Origin of the sequence: Saccharothrix xinjiangensis (genome assembly GCF_039527585.1) — a bacterium.
Lineage (GTDB): Bacteria > Actinomycetota > Actinomycetes > Mycobacteriales > Pseudonocardiaceae > Actinosynnema > Actinosynnema xinjiangensis.
On sequence record NZ_BAAAKE010000001.1, the window covers coordinates 758,920 to 777,494 of the forward strand.

The following is an 18,575-nucleotide window of genomic DNA, read 5'->3' on the forward strand; positions in this document are numbered from 1 at the left end:
CCGGCGGGGCCTACGCGGACCGGGACTGGTCCGCGTAGAGCCCGCCCGAGCGGAGCAGCTCGTCGTGGGAGCCGACCTCCGCGATCCGCCCGTCCTCCATCACCACGATGCGGTCGGCGTTGCGGATCGTGGACAGCCGGTGCGCCACGACGAACACCGTCCGCCCCCGCACCAACCGGCCGAGCGCCTGCTGGACCAGCGCCTCGGACCTGTTGTCCAGCGCCGAGGTCGCCTCGTCCAGCACGAGCACGCGCGGGTCGCGGATGAGGGCCCGCGCGATCGCCAGCCGCTGCTTCTGCCCGCCCGACAGGCGTGCGCCGCGCTCGCCGACCACGGTGTCCAGGCCGTCCGGCAACCGGTCGATGAACTCCAGCGCGTTGGCGTCGGCCAGGGCGCGGCGCAGCACGTCGTCGGGCACGTCCTCCAGGCCGTAGGTGACGTTGTCCCGGATCGTGCCCTCGAACAGGACCGACTCCTGCGGCACCACCGACACGAACCGGCGGTAGCTGCGCAGGTCCAGCTCCTCCATGTCGACGCCGTCGAGCAGGACCCGGCCCCCGGTCGGCCGGAGGAAGCCGATGACCAGGTTCAGCGCGGTCGACTTGCCCGCGCCGGACGCGCCGACCAGGGCGATCACCTCGCCGGGCCGCACGTCGAGGGTGAAGTCGCTGATGGAGTCGCGCGGCGCGTCGGGGTAGGCGTAGCGGACCCCCTCGAACCGGACGCCGCCCTCGACCCCGCCGACCTGCGCCTTGCCCTCGTTGTGCTCGACGTCGGGCGCCTCCAGCACCTCGCCGAGCGAGCGCACGGACTCCAGGCCCCTGCTGATCAGCGGGGTGAGGCTCATCAGGGTGGTGACCGCGCCGGTCAGCGAGGCGAAGTAGGCGCTGAGCATGACCACGTCACCGGGCGTCACGGCGAGCCAACCGTGGTAGGCGGCCAGGGCCGCGCCCGCGAGGCAGCCGACGCCCAGGGCGTTGAGCAGGATCCAGGCCAGGGCGCCGAAGCGGACGTTCAGGCCGTCGAGCCTCATGCCCGCGTGGAAGACCTGGCGCAGCGTGCCGTCCATGCGGGTGAGGGCGGTGCGCTCCAGGCCGTGCGCGCGGGTGATCGGGATGAGCGTGGTCATCTCGCCGACCCGCGAGGACAGCCGCTCGACCTCCTGGCGGAACGACTCGTTGTACGCGCGCAACCGCCCGCGCAACCACATGACCAGCACCGACGCGGCGGGCACCACGAGCAGGAAGACCGGCAGGAACGCGGGCGCGCCGATCGCGATCACGACCAGCGCGCCGCTCAGCGTGGCCAGCGCCGACAGCCCCTGGTCGCCGACCTGCTGGGTGGAGGTCTCGATGCTCTCCACGTCCCGGATGACCTTGGTCTGGAGCACCCCGGCGCTGACCCGCGCGTGGTAGCCGATCGACAGCTGCTGCATCCGGCGGCTGAGCGCCGACCGCATCCGCATCCCCGTGCGGCGGGCGCTGCCGTACCACCAGCGCGTGTAGAGGATGGCGAACGGGTAGTTGAGCGCCAGCATGAGCAGCAGCAGCCCCGCGCCGACCCACACGCCGGCGAACGGCCGGTGCTCCACCACGACGTCGATCACGTGGGCGGTGATGACGGGGGTCAGCCAGGTGGGGCTGTGCTTGACGAAGAAGGCGGCGGCGCCGAGCGCGAGCCGGGCCCGGTCCTCGCGGTAGAGGTAGAGGAGGGTGCGGACGGGGTGCTCGCCGCGGTAGCGGTGGTCGAGGGGACCGTGGGACATGCGGGGGGCTCCTCGGGGGGTGGGCACGGAACCGCCCACACCGCGCCGTGTGGGGGAGCGCTCCCACATCCTAGGTGCACCGGGTCCGGGGACCACCGCGTTTTCGCAGGCCGGGAGGGCGTCGCGGGGCGCCCGCCCGTCGGCGCCCCGACCTCCGCGGCGGTGGGCGCCGGCGCCGGAGCCGGCGGTGCGCGGTGCGCGCGGACCGCCGGCAACCGGGGTCCGGCGTGTCCACCCGCACCCCGATGCACGAGGATGCGCTCACCTGATCGAGTGAGAGGGCGGACGGGATGGACTGGCAGGAGACGTTGCGGCGGCTCGACGCGGACCTGGCCGCGGGCCGGATCACGTACGCCGAGCACGTCAAGCGGCGCGACCAGCTCCTGGCGGAGGCCGCGTCCCGCAGACCGGCCGGCGACCCGGACTCGACGATCAAGATCCGCGTCGAGGAGCGGCCGGTGTCGTTCTTCACGCCGCAGCAGGACCGCGCGCCCTCGCTGGACGGGGTCTCCGTGTTCGCCGACGCGCGCAAGCCGCGCCGCACCGGCGCCTGGGTCGTGGCGCTGGTCGCGGTGCTGGCCGTCGTGGCGGGCGGGGTCTGGTGGTTCGCGGGCGGGCGCGCCGCCGAGTCGGAGGCCTCGTCCGCGCCGCCGACCTCCACGTCCGCCGCGGCGCCGGCGGCGATCCCGCCGCTGCCCGGCAAACCCGGCGAGCACGGCCCGGCGCTGGACGTGGACGAGGCGGTGCGGCTGAAGCTGCTCGCCGCGGACGAGGCGGACGTCCTGGACGGCAACGGGGTGGACGAGATCCTGTTCTCCGGCTCCATCTCCGGCAACACGTCCTTCGCCGTCCTCGTCGCGCGCACCGACTCGGTCGAGCGCGCCGACCGGGTCGCCGACGGCCTGGTCGGGTACCTGGTCGGCGCGGGCTACACCGAGACGCCGGAGCAGCACCTCACCAGGACCTCGCCGCAGAACACGGTGCTGCGCGCCGTCTACCGCTCGGGGGAGGCGGTCGTCCGCGTGGGCGCGGCGCGGGCCGGGGCCGAGGCGCCCACCGCCGAGCTGGCGCAGGTGCTCGCGGACGTGCGCGCGGCGTTCCCGGAGCGCTGAGCCCGCACCACCGGACCGCGGCGCCGGGCGGCTAGCGCGGCGCCGCCGAACCGGCCGCCACGGGCTCCTCGGCCGGCGGGGGCGGTGGCGCCGCGGGCCGATCCCGCTCCGGGCGGCGCAGCAGCACCTTGCGCAGCTTCATGGCCGGCGACTCCACCAGGTGCCACGACAGCATCCCGAGCGCGAACGCGATCGGCACCGACAGCAGGGCGACGAGCCACTTCGACCCGGCTCCCGCGTGCACCACGAACTGCTCGGTCGGGAACCCGTAGAGGTAGACGCCGTAGCTGGCCATGGTCACCGAGGGCGGCAGCCACAACCGCCGCGGCAGGAGGGTGCCGATCGCCAGCACGACGTACGGCACGGTCACCAGCCGTGTGACCTCGGTCATGGCCGAGGCGTGCATCACGTACTCGACGCCGACGCACACCAGGACGCCCCACCAGCTGTACCGGATCTTGTCCCGGTACAGGTAGGCGAGCGTGCCGACGCAGTAGACCGCGAGGTACTGCACCAGCGGCACGGTCGGCACCATCAGCAGGACCTTCGGCAGCACCAGCTGCCCGGTCAGCAGCCGCTGGAACACCACGGCGAGCGCGAACGCCGCCACCAGCACGACCCAGCGCCGCCGGAACGCGCCGACCAAGCCGAACACCGCGATGAGCGCGTAGCCGAGCACCTCGACCGGCAGGCTCCACAGCGACCCGTTGACCGCGTTCGGGTACGGGTTGCCGGTGAACACCCCCGGCAGCACGTACTGCTGCGGGAAGACCCGGACGTTGTCGTAGACGTAGCTCCACGTCACGGGGTGGTCGAAGTAGGCCGACGTGGTGAGCGTGGTGAGCACCGGGCCGAGCACGAAGGCGCTCAGGCACACCACGACCACCAGGCCGGGCATGATGCGCAGCGCGCGGCGGACCGCGAACCGCCACAGGTGCGGGTCCCGCTCCCAGCTGCGGATGACCAGGTAACCGCTCATGGCCATGAACGCGGACACCGTGACCGCGCCCAAATCGACACCGAACCGAGTCGGGAGAATGCTGCCACCGGACTTGGTCAACGGGGCCGCGTGATCGATGATGACGAAGAAGGCGGCGAACAGGCGGACGGTGCCGAAACCGTCGGTCGCCTTGGTGCGCCCGCTCGGCGCAACCGGTTCGGAACGCCGACGTCCCCAGATGGACACCGCATGACCTCCTCCGGCCGACCTCTCGTCGGCGGACCGTAGGATAAGCGAACCGCGGGGGTCGCCGGGTTCCATCCGCGCGCACGGGCGGGATTCGAAGATCTACAGGGAGGACTGCGGTGACCTGGCAGGAGCAGCTCCAACAGCTCGACGCAGCACTTGCAGCCGGCTCCATCTCCGCGGAGGACTACCGGCGGCAACGCGACGAGCTGCTGTACCGCGCGCAGGGCGGCACGCAGCAACCCCAGCAGGCGGGTCCGAGCACGGGCCCGAACTCGGACCCGTTCCCGGCGCCGTTCAAGTGGAGCGCGCAGTCGCCGGCCCAGCAGGGCCAGCCCCAGCCCCAGCAGGGCCAGCCCCCGCAGGGCCAGCAGACCGGCTCGGAGTCCACCCAGTACATCCGGCCGGCCACGCCGCCGACCGAGGCCGACCGCACCCAGGTGGTGCCGAACTCCGGCGGGCAGGCCGACCGCACGCAGGTCGTGCCGAAGGCCGACCGGCCCCAGGCCGTCGGCGGTCAGCAGGGCGGCGCGTGGCAGGGCCAGCAGCAGGGCGGCGCGCCCTGGCAGCAGCAACAGCAGCAGCAGCAGCAAGGCGGCTACTCCCCGCCGTGGGGCGGCGAGGGCGACTTCCAGTCCCCGCAGTGGAGCGGCTTCAACGTGCAGGGCCCCGAGGTCTTCGAGGAGGCCGAGAAGGGCGGCAAGGGCAAGGTCATCGCGGTCGCCGCGGCCGTGGTCGTGCTGCTGGTCGCCACCGGCCTGTACTTCTTCGTGTTCCGGGACAACTCGGGTGGCGACGACACGGCGACGGGGGGCACGTCCCCGTCCTCCGCCGCGCCCACCACGACCACGAAGAAGAAGCCCGACCCGTTCGGCACGCTGATCGTGCCCGAGGGCCGCACGTCCGGCCCCAAGACCTACACCGCCGAGCAGCTCGCCAACGCGAAGCCGCTGCCCACGCCGGACCTGGTGGTCCTCAAGCAGGCGGGCACGACCGAGGCGCGCTCGGTCGTCGTGGTGGAGAACGAGGTCACCACGAGCATGTGGGCGTTCAAGTCCGCCGACCCGGCCGCGCTGCTGGAGGCGATCACCACCGACCAGCAGCGGTTCGGCTTCACCGAGGACCCGCAGACCTCGCAGGACGGCGTGCCGGTCTTCAAGTCCACGCAGACGAGCAACAACAAGACCATCACGGTGTTCCGCACGCACTACGCGACCGACACCGAGGTGATCCGCGTGGAGGCCTTCGCCGTCGACGAGCCCGCCGTGCAGGACCGCTTCGAGGCGGTGCTGACCGAGCAGCTCGACCACCAAGCGCCCAAGAAGTGATGCTCCCCACCACGCTCCGCGTCGCCATCGTCCTGTACCACAACCCGCTCGGCGAGATCTGGCGCTGCGTCCGCGCGCTCAACCGCGCCGCGGAGCACGCCATCGCGGGCACCGGGCTGGGGTCCGTCGCGATCAGCCTCGGCGACTGCTCGGACCGCGCGCTCGTCAACGAGTCCGAGCTGGCCGACCTGATCGCGAACGCGAGCGCCGGCGTCACGCTGGACTACCGCTGGTTCGGCGCCAACCTCGGCCACAGCGCGGGCAGCAACGCGCTCGCCGAGGGCGCGACCGAGGACGCCGTGCTGTTCCTCAACCCGGACAGCTACGTCGCGCCGACGCTGCTGGTGCACCTGTTGGCGGCGCTGCGGGACCCGGCGGTCGGCGCGGCGGACGCGCGGCAGGTCCCGTGCGAGCACCCGAAGCACTTCAACCCGAGGACCGGCGAGCAGAGCTGGGCCAGCGGCGCGTGCCTGGTCGTGCGCACGCCGGTGTTCCACGAGGTCGGCGGGTTCGACGCGGAGTGGTTCCCGTCCTACGTCAACGACGTCGACCTGAGCTGGCGCATCCGGCTGCGCGGGCACCGCGTGGTGCACCAGCCGCGGGCCGTGCTGTTCCACGACAAGCGGTTGGACGCCGAGGCGCACGTGCGCACCACGGCGATCGAGCCGTACGAGGGCATCCTGGGCAGGCTCATGCTCGCCACCCGCTACGACCGGCCGGACATCGTGACCGAGACCGTCGACGTGATGCGGGTGCACGGCAGCGACGAGCAGCGGCGGGCGCTGGAGGAGTACGAGCGCCGGGTCGAGGCCGACCGCCTGCCGGCGCGGGTGGCCGCCGACGGGGTCGCCGATTTCATCGACGGCGAGTACGGCCGGCGCCGCTTCTAGGGGACGGGCACATTGGGCAGCTACGAGTTCCACTACAACGAGCACGGCCCGTACGGGGCGGCGGTGCGGCTGCTCGCCGACACCGACCCCGCCGAGCGCGTGGTGCTCGACCTCGGCTGCGGCGCCGCGTCGGTGGCGGAACCGCTGCGGGCGCGCGGCGCGACGTACATCGGCCTGGACGTCGACGAGGAGTCGGTGCGCAACCTCGCCGCGCGGGGCTTCGAGAGCCACCTGGTGGACCTCACCCAGCCCGGCCTGGACGAGCTGCTGGCCAAGGTCCTGGACGGCCGCGAGCTGGCCGCCGTGCTGTGCCTCGACGTGCTGGAGCACGTGCCGGACCCGCGTGCGGTGCTGCTCCAGCTGAACGCCGTGACCGAGCGGAACCCGGCGGCGGAGCTGGTCGTCAGCATCCCGAACGTGGCGCACCTCGACCTGGCGCGGCAGTTGCTCACCGGGCACTGGGACCTCACCGACTCGGGCCTGCTCGACCGCACCCACCTGCGGTTCTTCACCGACCGCACGCTGACCGAGCTGATGGTGTCGACCGGCTGGTACGAGGCCGCGCGCGAGGACTTCCGGCTGGAGCGGTCCGACCAGAACCAGGCCGGGCACCCGCTGTTCGAGAACGGCGCGACGCTCGGCATGCTGGTCCGCGGGGTCCGCGCCGGCGCGGACGGCCACGGCGAGGTCAACCAGTTCGTGCGGCGCTACCACCGGGGCGCGGTGCGGCAGCCGGCCGCGACCGGGGCGGCCGGGCCGTTCCTGAGCGTGGTGCTGCGCACCCAGGGCCGGCGGCCGGACTCGCTGGTCGACGTGCTGTGCTGCCTGGGCGCGCAGACCGACCTGGACTTCGAGGTCGTGCTCGTGGTGCACGACTCGACCGCGGCGCACGCCGTGACCGGGTTGGTCGACCTGTTCGAGGGCAACCTGGCGCACCGGGTGCGCGTGGTGCCGTGCGACGGCGGCACGCGCAGCCGCCCCGCCAACGTCGGCCTGCGCGCCGCGACCGGCGAGTACGTCGTGTTCCTGGACGACGACGACTTCGTCACCGCGAACTGGGTGGAGAACATCAAGGCCGGCGCCCGCTCCGCGCCGGGCAAGGTGATCCGGTGGTGGGCCGCCGAGCAGCGGCGCACCTGGCACGCGCCGGGCTCGCTCGCCGCGCACACGGCGACCGGCCCGCTCACCCCGCAGTACGCGACGCGGTTCGACCTGACCCGGCACATCCGGCAGAACGAGACGCCGTTCCACTGCTTCTCGTTCCCGCGCGCGCTGGTGGAGCTGGGCTTCGAGTTCGACGAGGCGCTGACCGTGTGCGAGGACTGGGAGTTCCTGCTGCGCGCGGCGTCCTGGTGCGGCGTCCACGACACCGAGCAGATGACCAGCGTCTACAACAAGTGGTCGGACAAGTCCTCGTCGCACGCGGTGGCGTCCGACGAGTGGACCGCGATGCGCACGGTGGTGCACGTGGCGCTGGACCAGCAGCCGCTGCTGCTGCCGCCGGGCAGCGTGCGCGGCCTGGACCGGGCGCTGGAGCGCGCCGAGCTGACGCAGCACCGGGTGGCGGCCCTGGAGGCCGAGGTGGCCGCGGTGCGGCAGTACCTGGCGGAGGTCGAGCAGGTGTCCGCGAACGCCCACCACGCCCTGCACGAGCTGCGCCGCTCCACGTCGTGGCGGATCAGCGCCCCGGTGCGGGTGGCGGGCCGGGTGGCCCGGAAGCTGCGGGGCAGGACCCGCTAGCCCCGGCTCCGCCACTCCCCTATCGGGGGCGTTTGGCCAGCTCGGACTTGATCGCGTCGAGGGCCTGGCGGGACAGCAGCGGGTTGATGCCGGACACGAGGCTGCGCTCGGCGGCCTCGACCACCACCACGTCGCTGTCCGCCAGGACGCCCGCCACGTCGGCCGGGTCGGTGCCCGCGGTGTCGCTGTGCACGACGGTCGCGTCGGCGAACCCGCCGCTGAGGTACTGGGTGGCGAACAGCGTGAAGGAGTCGGCGACCATGCCGACCTTGGCGTCGACCACCCCCCTGCCGGTCGCCCCGGTGAGGTGCAGCGGTTCGCGGAACGCCTTGTCGACGACGCGGCTCTGCACGGTCCTGCCGTCCGGCGCGAGGTCGTAGGTCTGGATGGGGAACTGGCCGGACCTGCCGATCAGCGGCGGCAGGTCGGCATCCCGCTGGAGCACGGTCGCCGGGGTGGCCTTCCACGAGGCGGTCACCCCCGGCTGCACGGCCTCGGCCAGCGCGCGGGTCATCGCCAGGCCGCCCTCGTGCGTCCAGTGGGTGTCGAGGGCGGAGTACACGGGCGCGCCGCGGCGCTCGGCGGCGACGCGCAGCGCGGGCCGGATGTCGAGCGCGCCGCCCTCGTCAACGACCCGGCGCCAGAACGCGTCGCGAGCCTCCTTCGCGCACTCCTCGCCGACGAACTCGGCGGGCAGGTGCTCGGGCACCACCGTGCTCTTGTCCGGCGCGACGACCAGGACGAACTGCCGCCCGGAGTCCTCCACGGCCCGCCGCAGCTCCCCGACCGCGCCGATGACGTCGTCCACCGGCCGCTCGGGCAGGCACGCGCCGAGCACGTCGTAGCCGAGGTAGAGCCAGCCCTCGGAGCCCTCGATGACCTTGGGGAAGCCGGCGGCCCGGACCTTCTCGCGGTCCTCGTCGCCGGGGCTGGGCACCGGCGCCTGCACGGGCCGGCTCTCGTGCCGCTGCCCGAACGGCGGCGGCTCGCCGAACACGCCGCGGCTGATGCCGTCGTAGGCGCGCACCGCGACGTCCCGCAGCGGGAGGTTGTCGTCGGCCCACGCGGACAGGCCGGTGAAGAAGCCCCACCCGTCGGTGATCGAGGGGAAGCGCGCGGGGTCGCGGTTCTCGAACGCGGGCGGCCGCACGCCGAGCGCGAACAGCAGGAGCGGCGTCACGAAGAACGCGACGGTCGTGACGCCCGCCGCGCGCTGGCGACCGCTGTGCCGGGGCCGGTAGAGGGCGTGCTCCCGGGGGAGCATCGACTCCGGCAGCGGCGGCAGTCCCCGACCCCGGTCGGTGCGCGGCTGGGTGCTCACCCGAGCAGGGTAGCCGGCCGGCCCGCCGCGCGTTCGGGGGTTCGCGGCGCCGGCGCGGCCGGGGCGGGTGATCCGCGCAACCCCGGGGCCGTGCCCGGCGTCCATCCCCCCGGGAGCCCGGAGCGGTTCCCCGTCGGGTGACGCGCTGTACCGGCGGGCGGAGAGGCGGCGAAGATTGCTGTGACCCTCATCACGCGGTGCACGTACATATTCGACGTGACCCGTTCCCTTCCAGCGGTGCGCAAGCAAAAGAGGAGCACGGGTGTCCGTATTGAGACCGCCCCGCCGGCCTAGTCCCTATGGCGGATTGTCCGCTTGCCGTACGATCATTTTCACGTTGTACGGGCTGTGCCTGCTAGGGGACCTCAGAACAGAGGTGGGTGCGTCATGGATCTCGCACTGAGCAAGGTCATCGAGCTGCGCGAAAGCGGGTTCCAGTTCCTCCACCTCCGGGACGAGGACGGGCAGCTCGACCGGATCATGGCGTTCAAGCAGCGCCGGGGCTTCATCGACTCCATCCTGTTCTGGTCGGAGACCGAGGCCCGCGCGGGCAGGCTGCCCGCCGTCCGGGACAGCAATCGCGCCGCTCAGGCCGTGTGGATCTACGAGGGCCCGTTGGTCGAGGCCGTCGACCGGCTGCTCGACCTGCCGGAGCCCGGTTCGCGGAACGCGCCCTCGCTCATGCGCAAGACGGCGTCGGACCTCGCGGTCGTGACCACGCTGCCGTTCACGCTGAAGCTGCCGCCCGGCGCGATCGCCTAGAGTTCACCCTCCGTTAACGTCACCCGCCGCACACAAATGCGGCGGGTTGTCGCGTTTTCGTCACGGAACGTGATTATTGCGCAATTGCGTGGACTTTTTCCGGGACATTCCACGACACCGCACAACGATGGCGCGGCGACCGCGCGAGCAGCGCGCGGTCAGCACACGGACAAGGAATATTCACCCTCGGCGCGGTGACACCAATCCCGATTCGTAGGCGAGCACCACGAGTTGCGCGCGGTCGCGAGCGGCCAGTTTCGTCATCACGCGGCTGACGTGGGTGCGGGCCGTGGCCGGGCTGATCACCAGGTGCCCGGCGATCTCGTCGTTGGACATGCCGGCCGCCACCAGGGTCAGCACCTCCCGCTCCCGGGCGGTCAGCTCGCGCAGCGCCCGGGGGTCGGGGCGGCGGTGCTCCGGGCGGTTCGCGAACTCCTCGATCAGCCTCCGGGTCACGCTCGGCGCGAGCAGCGCGTCGCCCCCCGCCACCACGCGCAGGGCGCGCAGCAGCTCCACCGGGTCGGTGTCCTTGAGCAGGAAGCCGGACGCCCCGGCGCGCAGCGCCTCGAACACGTACTCGTCGACGTCGAAGGTGGTCAGCACGAGCACCCGGACGCCGGGCAGCTCGGCGCAGACCCGCCTGGTCGCGACGAGCCCGTCGACGCCGGGCATGCGGACGTCCATGACCACGACGTCCGGGCGGTGCTCGCGGGCCAGGCGCACGGCCTCCGCGCCGTCACCGGCCTCGCCGACCACCTCGAAACCGTCCTCGGTGTCCAGCAGCAGGCGGAAGCCCGCGCGCACCAGCGCCTGGTCGTCCGCCAGGACCACCCTGATCACCACGAACCCCCCACGGTAGGACTGCCCGCACGGCGAAGCCGCCGGCCGTCGGACCGGCCTCCAGCGTGCCGCCGAGCGCTTCGACGCGTTCCGCCATGCCCCGCAGCCCCTCGCCCGCGCCCTGCGGCGGCCGGACGGCGTCCCCGGGGTCGTCGTCGGTGACGGTCAGCTCCAGGACCCGGTCGCCGCGCCGGAACTCGACCACGACGGCGGTGGCGCCCGGCGCGTACCGCACCGCGTTGGTCAGCGCCTCCTGCACCACCCGGTACGCCGCCGCGCCGACGGGGGCGGGCACCTCGCCGGGGTCGCCGCGGACCACGGCCCCCGGCACGGGCGCCACCAGCTCGTCGAGCCGGTCGAGGCCGGGCACGGGCGCCGCGCCGCCGCCGGCGCGCAGGACGCCCAGGGTGGCGCGGAGGTCGTCCAGGGCGTGGCCGCTGGCCTCCTTGATGGCGCGGAGGGCCTTGACCGCCTCCTCGGGGCGGCGGTCGGCCACGTGCGCGGCGACACCGGCCTGCACGTTGATCATGGCGAGGCTGTGCGCGACCACGTCGTGCACCTCGCGGGCGATGCGCAGCCGCTCCTCCTCCACCTGGCGGCCCCGCTGCTCGGCGAGGCGGGTCCGGCCCAGCGAGAGGACGGCGGCGGCGGGCGCGGCGATCAGCGGCCCCCAGTGGCCGGTGACGTAGAACAGCCAGGTGGACGCCCCGGTGACCGCGACGACGGCGACGGGGAACCGCCTGCGCCACAGCAGCGGCGCGAACGTCGCCGCGAACCAGACCCACGCAGGCCACGACATGGGGCGACGGTACGGGACGGGTGCGGCGTCCGGCGTCGGCCCGGGAGCGGCCCCGGCGAGTACAACGACCGTCGTACTCCACCGCGGCGGGTGAACAAATCCACCCGGAGGGATTGCGGAGCTTGAACCGGTGCCCCGCATTGCGAAACTTTCCCGCCCATGAACCTCAGGAAGACCATCGCGGGGGTCACTGTCGCCCTCGGCAGCACCGCCGTCGCGCTCGGCCTGGGCGGCACGGCGCAGGCGGCCGACGTCGGCGTGGAGGCGCGACCGGACGTCGAGGCCGAGCCGGGCAGGGTGGCGAGGGTGGACGACGTGCTCCTCGTCGACACCAACGAGCTGGGCGAGCACGTGCGGCTGCTCAAGCCGCGCGACCTCGGCCCCAAGGGCATCTCCCGCCAGGTCCGCCAGGTCGTGCCGCCGCTGGCCGAGAAGGCCAGGCGCGACCTGCCCGTCGACCTCCGGGTCGAGGTGGACCACTGACCGGCTGACCGCGCGACGCGCCGGGCCCGCGCGGCCGGCCCGCGGCACCGGTGGGCGCCGCCGCCCGGCCCGACGCGCCCCGCGCACGTGGTCAGCTCCGGCCCCCGGGCCGGTCACGAGCCGGAACGGTCCCGGTCCCCTCCCCCTCGGGCCGGGACCGTTCCGACCTCCGTTCGAGCGGGCGCCCGGGTCGGCTGCCGAGGGCTCGCCGGGCGGGAGGTATCGGCCTGCGACCCGCGCCGCCCGCGCCGCGCCGCCCGACCCGCGCCGCGCCGCCCCGACCAGCGCCTAGCGCCCCACCGCGTACCCCTGGCCACCACGTGGGTTGGCGGCGGCCCTCAGCAGGCCGTCCCGGGCGTCGCGGGCCACCGCCGACATCCGGCCCAGCGCCCACGGCCCCGCGTCCACCACCTCGTGCCCGCGCTCGCGCAGCTCGTCGGCCCCGGTGAACCGCGACTCCACCACCACCTCGCCCGGCGTCCACGAGCGCGGGTAGAACGAGCTGGGGAACGCGTTGGTGTGCCACATCGGCGAGTCGATCGCGGCCTGGAGGTTCATCCCGCCGACGGTGTGCGCGAGCCAGAACCCGAGCTGCCACTGGTCCTGCTGGTCGCCGCCGGGCGTGCCGAACGCCATCGTGGGCAGCCCGTCGCACAGGGCGAGCGACGGGGACAGCGTGATCCGGGGCCGCTTGTTCGGCGCCAGCGAGTTCGGCAGGCCCTCGTCCAACCAGAACATCTGCGCCCGGCTGCCCAGGCAGAAGCCCAGCGACGGGATGGCGGGCGAGGACTGGAGCCAGCCGCCGGACGGGGTGGCCGAGACGAGGTTGCCCCAGCGGTCGACCACGTCGACGTGCACGGTGTCGCCCTTGACCGAGCCCGTGCGGGAGACGGTCGGCTCGCCGAGCGCGCCGCCCGGCTCGCCGTCCGGGGGCACCGGGCCGCGCCGCACGTGCGCCGGCAGCAGCGGTTCCGCGCCGAGGGGCGAGCCGGGGCGCAGGTCGAGCGAGGCCTGCTCGGTGACGAGCCCGCGCCGCTGCCCGGCGTACTCGCGGGACAGCAGCACGTCCAGCGGCACCTCGCCGTCGCCGTACCAGGCCTCCCGGTCCGCGAACGCCAGCTTCGCGCACTCCACCGCCAGGTGCACCGTCTCCGCGGTCGGCACGCCGTCGACGTAGGCCAGGCGGTCCGCGAAGCCCTCCAGCAGCAGCAACTGCTGGAGCAGCACGGGTCCCTGCGTCCACGCGCCGGGCTTCACCACGGTCCACGGGCCGACGTCCACCGACACCGCGTCCTCGTAGGAGGCCTCCCACGTGGCCATGTCCTCGCCGGTCAGCACGCCGGCGTGGTCGGCGCCCGAGTCGTCGCGGAAGGCCGTGCGGCAGAACTCGTCCACCCGCTCCGCGACGAAGCCCTGCGACCAGGCCCGCCGCGCGGCCTCGATCTGCGCCTCCCGGTCCGACCCGGCGTCCTCGGCCGCGGCCAGCAGCCGCTCCCACGTGTCGGCCAGGACCGGGTTGCGGAACCGCGCGCCGGCCGCGGGCGGCTTGCCTCCGGGCAGCCACAGCCGGGCGGAGGGCCCCCAGTGCTCGCGGAACAGGTCGGCGACCGTCGAGATGGTGAACGACACGCGCTCCAGCACCGGGAACCCGTCGCGCGCGTAGCCGATGGCGTAGCCGAGCACGTCGCGGAGCGGCTTGGTGCCGTAGTCGCGCAGCAGCGTCAGCCAGCCGTCCCACGCGCCGGGCACGGTGGCGGCGAGCAGGCCGCTGCCCGGCACGAGGTCCAGGCCGAGGCCCCGGTAGTGGGCGGTGGTCGCCCCGGCGGGCGACACGCCCTGCCCGCACAGCACGCGCGGCGACGTCTCGCCGGCCGCGGCGAACACCACCGGCACCTCGCCGCCGGGCCCGTTGAGGTGCGGTTCGACCACTTGCAGCACGAAGCCGGCGGCGACCGCGGCGTCGAAGGCGTTGCCGCCGTCCTCCAGGACGGCCATGCCCGCGCCGGAGGCGAGCCAGTGCGTGGAGGCGACCATGCCGTGCGTGCCCACGAGTTCCGGGCGGGTGGTGAACATGGCCGTCAACGTACGTCGGGTGAACCGGTTCTGTTACCCCCGCTAAGGAGGTTGTGTGCTGAAGATCTACTGAAGTCGATGATCACTCACGCTTCGGCGGCCGAGCCGGCCAACCCCGCGGTCGGGTGCTCCGGTCCGGGCTCCCGGCCCAGGCCGCGCAGCACCAGGCCGGCCCGGCGCAGGGCGTCCGGGTCCAGGTGGTTGCGGGTGTCCAGCACGGTCGACCCGGCCATCAGGGACGCGACCAGCACCCAGTCCAGGGTCCGGAACGCGGGCCACTCGGTGAGCAGCACCACCGCGTCCGCGTCGCGCACCGCCGCGTACGGGTCGTCCACGACGGTCATGCCCGGCAGGGGCCGGTCGACCTCGGGGTCGTGGGCGACCAGCTCGGCGCCCTCCAGCGCGAGCAGCTCGGCGACCGCCAGGGCGGGCGAGTCGCGCAGGTCGTTCGTGCCCGCCTTGAACGCCAGGCCGAGCACGCCGATCCGCGCGCCCACCAGCGAGCCGACCTCCCGGCGGACCTTGTCGACGACCCGCCGCTGCTGGCGGTGGTTGGTCTCGATGGTGGCCCTGAGCAGCTGGAAGTCGACGCCGACCGAGTCCGCGATCCGGACCATGGCGTGGGTGTCCTTGGGCAGGCACGAGCCGCCCCAGCCGGGACCGGGCGCGAGGAAGGACCGGCCGATGCGCCGGTCGCGGCCCATGCCCTCGGTGACCGCGGCGACGTCCGCGCCGACCAGCTCGCACAGCTCGGCGATCGCGTTGACGTAGGACAGCTTCATCGCCAGGAAGCAGTTGGCCGCGTACTTGACCAGCTCGGCGCTGGCCGCGTCCATCAGCACGGTGGGCGCGCCGAGCCGGGTGAACAGGGCGGCCACGCGCTCGGCCGCGCGCGGCGAGTCGGAGCCGACCACGATGCGGTCGGGGTGCAGGAAGTCGCGGACCGCGCTGCCCTCGCGCAGGAACTCGGGGTTCGACACGACCGCGACGTCCTCCCGGCCGAGCAGCCGGGCGACGCGGGTCGAGGTGCCCACCGGCACGGTGGACTTGCAGACCACCACCGCGCCGCGCGGGAGGACGTCGCGGATCTCCGCGGCCACGGCCTCCACCGCGCCCAGGTCCGCCGCGCCGCCCGCGCCCATGGGCGTCGGCAGGCAGAGGAACACGACCTCGGCGTCGGCCACGGCGTCCCGCGCGCCCACGACGAACGACAGCCGGCCCGCGGCCCGGCCCTCGGCGACCAGCTCGGCCAGTCCCGGTTCGAGGATGTCGACCTGACCGGCGCGCAGCCGGTTGACCTTCAGCGCGTCCACGTCGGCGCACTCGACCCGATGACCGAGGGAGGCGAGGCACGCCCCCGTCGTCAGGCCCACGTAACCCGTTCCCACGACCGCGATCCGCCGGACGAACATGGTGTTGACGGTGTCAGCTCCAGTTGACCGCGGGTCAAACGAGAGTTGTATGCGGAGAGTGAGATGGGTAGTCCCCCGGGTGTACTGGGAAACACCTCTCGCGGCGGACGCGGTCCCGCCGGGATCGGAGCAGTGTCTTCACCATGGAACTCGTCATGATCTCGCTGCTGTTCGTGGGGTTGGCGGTGCTCGCGGCCGTGCCCCTGGTCGCGTTGCTGCACCTCTCGGAGGACCGGGGGCTGAACGACCGTTAACCTCCTCCCCGTCTGGTGGACAGGGAGGGTGTGCATGGAGATCTCGGGTACCGCGGCGATCGTCACGGGTGGCGCGTCCGGGTTGGGCGCGGCGACGGCGAGGGCGCTGGCCGCGAGCGGTGCGGCCGTGTACGCGCTCGACCTGTCGGTCGAGGGTGCGCCGGTCGTCGACGGGGTGACCTACCTGACGGCGGACGTCACCTCGGAGGAGGACGTCCAGGCCGCCGTCGACGCGGCCGCCGGGTCGGACCGGCCGCTGCGGGTCGTGGTGAACTGCGCGGGCATCGCCCCTTCGGCGCGGACCGTCGGCAAGGCGGGCGCGCACCCGCTCGACCTCTACCGCAAGGTGATCGACGTCAACCTGGTCGGCACGTTCAACGTGCTGCGGCTCGCGGCCGCGGCGATCGCGAGGACCGAGCCGCTCGCCGAGGGGCAGCGCGGCGTGGTGGTCAACACGGCGTCGATCGCGGCGTTCGACGGGCAGGTCGGGCAGGTCGCGTACGCGGCGTCCAAGGCGGCCGTGGCCGGCATGACGCTCCCGGCGGCGCGGGACCTGTCGTCGGTGGGCGTGCGGGTGATGACGATCGCGCCGGGCATCGTGGACACGCCGATGCTCGCGACCGTGTCGGAGGAGTTCCGGGCCGGCCTGGCGGCCGGCGTGCCGTTCCCGAAGCGGCTGGCGCTGCCGGAGGAGTACGCCTCGCTGGTCCTGTCGATCATCGGGCACGACTACCTGAACGGCGAGGTCATCCGCATGGACGGAGCCCTCCGCATGGCGCCGAGGTAATCCCCCCCACCCCCGCGAGGTCGCGTCGATCGTTCGCGCCTGATTTTCCGGCGATCACGCTCTTCGATCGCCGGAAAATCAGGCGCGAGCGGTCGACTCCAGGCGACCGAGCCGCCCCTGCGGAGCAGCGGCCATGTCACAGTGCAGCGGCCATGTCACAGATCTCCGGCGAACGGCAGGTCGTCCATCGCGTCCGAGGTCATCCACGTCCGCAGGGCGTGGGTGGCCCGGACGTCGTCCTCGTTGTAGACCAGCAGGCGGTCGCGCTGGAGCGGGTCGGGCGGGTTGCCGTCCATGCCCACCGCGTCGCGGTACCAGCGCATCGAGTTCTCGCCGCCCGCCTCGGGGTCCCGCCAGGTGAAGCCGGCCGCCGGGGCGATCGTCTTCAGGCCCTTGCCGTGGGCGCACAGGAACTGGTCCTGCACGATGCCGAACAGGTCGACCCAGGCGTCGGAGTGGATGAACTCCTTCACCTGGCCGGTGGTCGGGATGCCGGGGCGGCCCTTGAACCGGGCGGCCGAGCCGAGCAGCCAGCGGTTCTCGGCCAGCTCGTTGTAGCAGTAGGCGCGGAAGGTCAGGCCCCTGGCGCGGGCGCGCCGGCGCACGTCGGTGAGCCAGCCCCAGAACTCGGCGAACGAGCGGGCCTCGTCGTCGCACGGCAGCGGTTCCCAGGTGGCGAACGCCCGGTAGCCGGGCTCCTCGCCCACGTCGGCGCCGGACAGGAGGCAGCCCCACATGTAGGCGCCGAGGTCGCCGAAGCTCTCCATGTCGACGTCCACCTCCACGTCGGCGCGGGGGACGTCCATCTTCGACACGCGGCGCACCACGGCCAGGTCGCGCTGCCAGGCGCGGGCCAGGATCACCGCGTCCTGGTGGAGCATGCCGACCAGCGGGGTGACCGGTGCGCCCGGGTCCAGCTCGGCCAGCCGGTCGACGGTGGTGACGCCGGCCTTGCGCAGGGCGGCGGCGTCCTCGCCGCGCACGACGAGGCTGACGTCCCTCGCCTTACGCAGGTCCTCCTCGCAGACCGGCCACCAGGGGCAGCTGCGGCACTCGACGATGCGCGACGGCCTGGCCAGGGGTTCCGTGCCGGTGGCCGCCGCGGCGGCCACGGCCAGTCGGTCGGAGAAGCGCGAGTCGTACTCCGACAGGGCGGTGCGGCTGTTGGGCCAGGTGGGCGCCTCCAGGTCGTGCCAGACGACGACGTCGGCGTCCATGCCGATCACGCCGCCGGTCGCGCGGCCGCGCGCGGCGAACCCGGCCGCCTGGAGCTGGCGCTGGGCGTGGGCGAGGCGGAGCTGGTCGCGCGGCTGCGGGCGCACCTTGCGCAGCGGGTCGTTGCGGGCGCCGCCGGGCAGCGGGTGGGACAGGGGCGACGTGCGGGCGCCCTGGCCGGGGTCGCTGACCTTGTGCCGGACGACGAGGACCGGCACGTAACCGGTGGCCTCCTTGACCAGCAGGTCGATGCCGCCGCGCCGCCCTCCCAGCGGGTCGCGCGGCAGGGTGGCGCCCCAGATGAACGGGGCGCCGGCCCGCATGGCGGCGTCGGTCACCCGTTCGCGGTCCGCCGCGGGGACGTCCTGCGGGACCTCCACGAGGTCGGGGCCGACGAACCCGCCCAGCGCCGCGGCCACCGCCCGGCGGTGCTCGGCGGCGTCGGCCCGGCGCTGCTGGCCGGTGGGGTCGGGCGGCGGTTTGGGCAGGTCACGCGTTTCTGGATCGTGTTCGAGGTGCACCCGCCGCCGGCAACGAGTGACCACGCCGGCGTCGAGCAGCACCTGGGAAGTCACTGTTGCAGGGTAAGCCGCCGCTCGCGCGGTCGT

15 protein-coding genes are annotated in these 18,575 nt (G+C 73.8%); 7 read left to right on the forward strand and 8 right to left on the reverse strand.

The window, feature by feature from the left end; genetic code table 11:
- Window positions 1-10: 10 nt before the first annotated feature.
- Complete coding sequence (locus ABD223_RS03635; RefSeq protein WP_344034380.1) at window positions 11-1,765, reverse strand: ABC transporter ATP-binding protein; 1,755 nt, start codon at window positions 1,763-1,765, stop codon at window positions 11-13.
- A 290-nt stretch (window positions 1,766-2,055) separates the two neighbouring features.
- Between ABD223_RS03635 and ABD223_RS03640 the strand changes: the two genes are divergently transcribed.
- Entirely contained in the window at window positions 2,056-2,877 is an 822-nt protein-coding gene (locus ABD223_RS03640; RefSeq protein WP_344034381.1) for a hypothetical protein, read from the forward strand.
- Window positions 2,878-2,908: 31 nt separating this feature from the next.
- On the opposite strand, the gene ABD223_RS03645 is transcribed toward ABD223_RS03640, so the two are convergent.
- Window positions 2,909-4,063: an acyltransferase family protein gene (locus ABD223_RS03645; RefSeq protein ID WP_344034382.1), complete on the reverse strand. Its 1,155-nt coding sequence runs from the start codon at window positions 4,061-4,063 to the stop codon at window positions 2,909-2,911.
- A gap of 119 nt (window positions 4,064-4,182) precedes the next feature.
- On the opposite strand from ABD223_RS03645, the gene ABD223_RS03650 reads away from it, so the two are divergent.
- From ABD223_RS03650 to ABD223_RS03660, 3 genes are read left to right on the forward strand one after another with little or no spacing between them, the layout of a single operon-like run.
- Window positions 4,183-5,391 carry an SHOCT domain-containing protein gene (locus ABD223_RS03650; RefSeq protein WP_344034383.1) on the forward strand — a complete coding sequence of 403 codons (1,209 nt, stop codon included), beginning with the start codon at window positions 4,183-4,185 and terminating at the stop codon, window positions 5,389-5,391.
- Window positions 5,391-6,281: a glycosyltransferase family protein gene (locus ABD223_RS03655; protein WP_344034384.1), complete on the forward strand. Its 891-nt coding sequence runs from the start codon at window positions 5,391-5,393 to the stop codon at window positions 6,279-6,281. The genes ABD223_RS03650 and ABD223_RS03655 overlap by 1 nt, the downstream gene beginning before the upstream one ends.
- A gap of 12 nt (window positions 6,282-6,293) precedes the next feature.
- Window positions 6,294-8,021, forward strand: coding sequence for a methyltransferase domain-containing protein (locus ABD223_RS03660; protein WP_344034385.1), 1,728 nt, complete (start codon window positions 6,294-6,296; stop codon window positions 8,019-8,021).
- Between the two features lie 19 nt (window positions 8,022-8,040).
- On the opposite strand, the gene ABD223_RS03665 is transcribed toward ABD223_RS03660, so the two are convergent.
- Window positions 8,041-9,342: an alginate O-acetyltransferase AlgX-related protein gene (locus tag ABD223_RS03665; RefSeq protein WP_344034386.1), complete on the reverse strand. Its 1,302-nt coding sequence runs from the start codon at window positions 9,340-9,342 to the stop codon at window positions 8,041-8,043.
- A 387-nt stretch (window positions 9,343-9,729) separates the two neighbouring features.
- Between ABD223_RS03665 and ABD223_RS03670 the strand changes: the two genes are divergently transcribed.
- Complete coding sequence (locus ABD223_RS03670) at window positions 9,730-10,104, forward strand: hypothetical protein (protein WP_344034387.1); 375 nt, start codon at window positions 9,730-9,732, stop codon at window positions 10,102-10,104.
- Window positions 10,105-10,284: 180 nt separating this feature from the next.
- Here the strand turns inward: ABD223_RS03670 and ABD223_RS03675 are convergent, their stop codons facing one another.
- A complete protein-coding gene (locus ABD223_RS03675) occupies window positions 10,285-10,944 on the reverse strand; it encodes a response regulator transcription factor (RefSeq protein ID WP_344034389.1) in 660 nt (219 codons plus the stop codon).
- The gene (locus tag ABD223_RS03680) at window positions 10,841-11,743 is read right to left on the reverse strand and encodes a sensor histidine kinase (RefSeq protein ID WP_344034390.1); all 903 of its coding nucleotides are present in this window, start codon (window positions 11,741-11,743) and stop codon (window positions 10,841-10,843) included. Before ABD223_RS03680 ends, ABD223_RS03675 begins: the two co-directional genes overlap by 104 nt.
- A gap of 159 nt (window positions 11,744-11,902) precedes the next feature.
- Here ABD223_RS03680 and ABD223_RS03685 point away from each other — a divergent pair, with 159 nt between their 5' ends.
- Window positions 11,903-12,226, forward strand: a complete 324-nt coding sequence (locus ABD223_RS03685; protein WP_344034391.1) for a hypothetical protein — start codon at window positions 11,903-11,905, stop codon at window positions 12,224-12,226.
- Between the two features lie 288 nt (window positions 12,227-12,514).
- Here ABD223_RS03685 and ABD223_RS03690 read toward each other — a convergent pair whose 3' ends face one another.
- Window positions 12,515-14,299, reverse strand: coding sequence for a gamma-glutamyltransferase family protein (locus ABD223_RS03690; RefSeq protein WP_344034392.1), 1,785 nt, complete (start codon window positions 14,297-14,299; stop codon window positions 12,515-12,517).
- Window positions 14,300-14,385: 86 nt separating this feature from the next.
- Window positions 14,386-15,711, reverse strand: coding sequence for a UDP-glucose dehydrogenase family protein (locus ABD223_RS03695; RefSeq protein WP_344034393.1), 1,326 nt, complete (start codon window positions 15,709-15,711; stop codon window positions 14,386-14,388).
- A 288-nt stretch (window positions 15,712-15,999) separates the two neighbouring features.
- Here ABD223_RS03695 and ABD223_RS03700 point away from each other — a divergent pair, with 288 nt between their 5' ends.
- Window positions 16,000-16,752 carry an SDR family NAD(P)-dependent oxidoreductase gene (locus tag ABD223_RS03700; RefSeq protein ID WP_344034395.1) on the forward strand — a complete coding sequence of 251 codons (753 nt, stop codon included), beginning with the start codon at window positions 16,000-16,002 and terminating at the stop codon, window positions 16,750-16,752.
- 155 nt (window positions 16,753-16,907) lie between these two features.
- On the opposite strand, the gene ABD223_RS03705 is transcribed toward ABD223_RS03700, so the two are convergent.
- Window positions 16,908-18,542 carry a TM0106 family RecB-like putative nuclease gene (locus ABD223_RS03705; RefSeq protein WP_344034396.1) on the reverse strand — a complete coding sequence of 545 codons (1,635 nt, stop codon included), beginning with the start codon at window positions 18,540-18,542 and terminating at the stop codon, window positions 16,908-16,910.
- Window positions 18,543-18,575 lie beyond the last annotated feature (33 nt).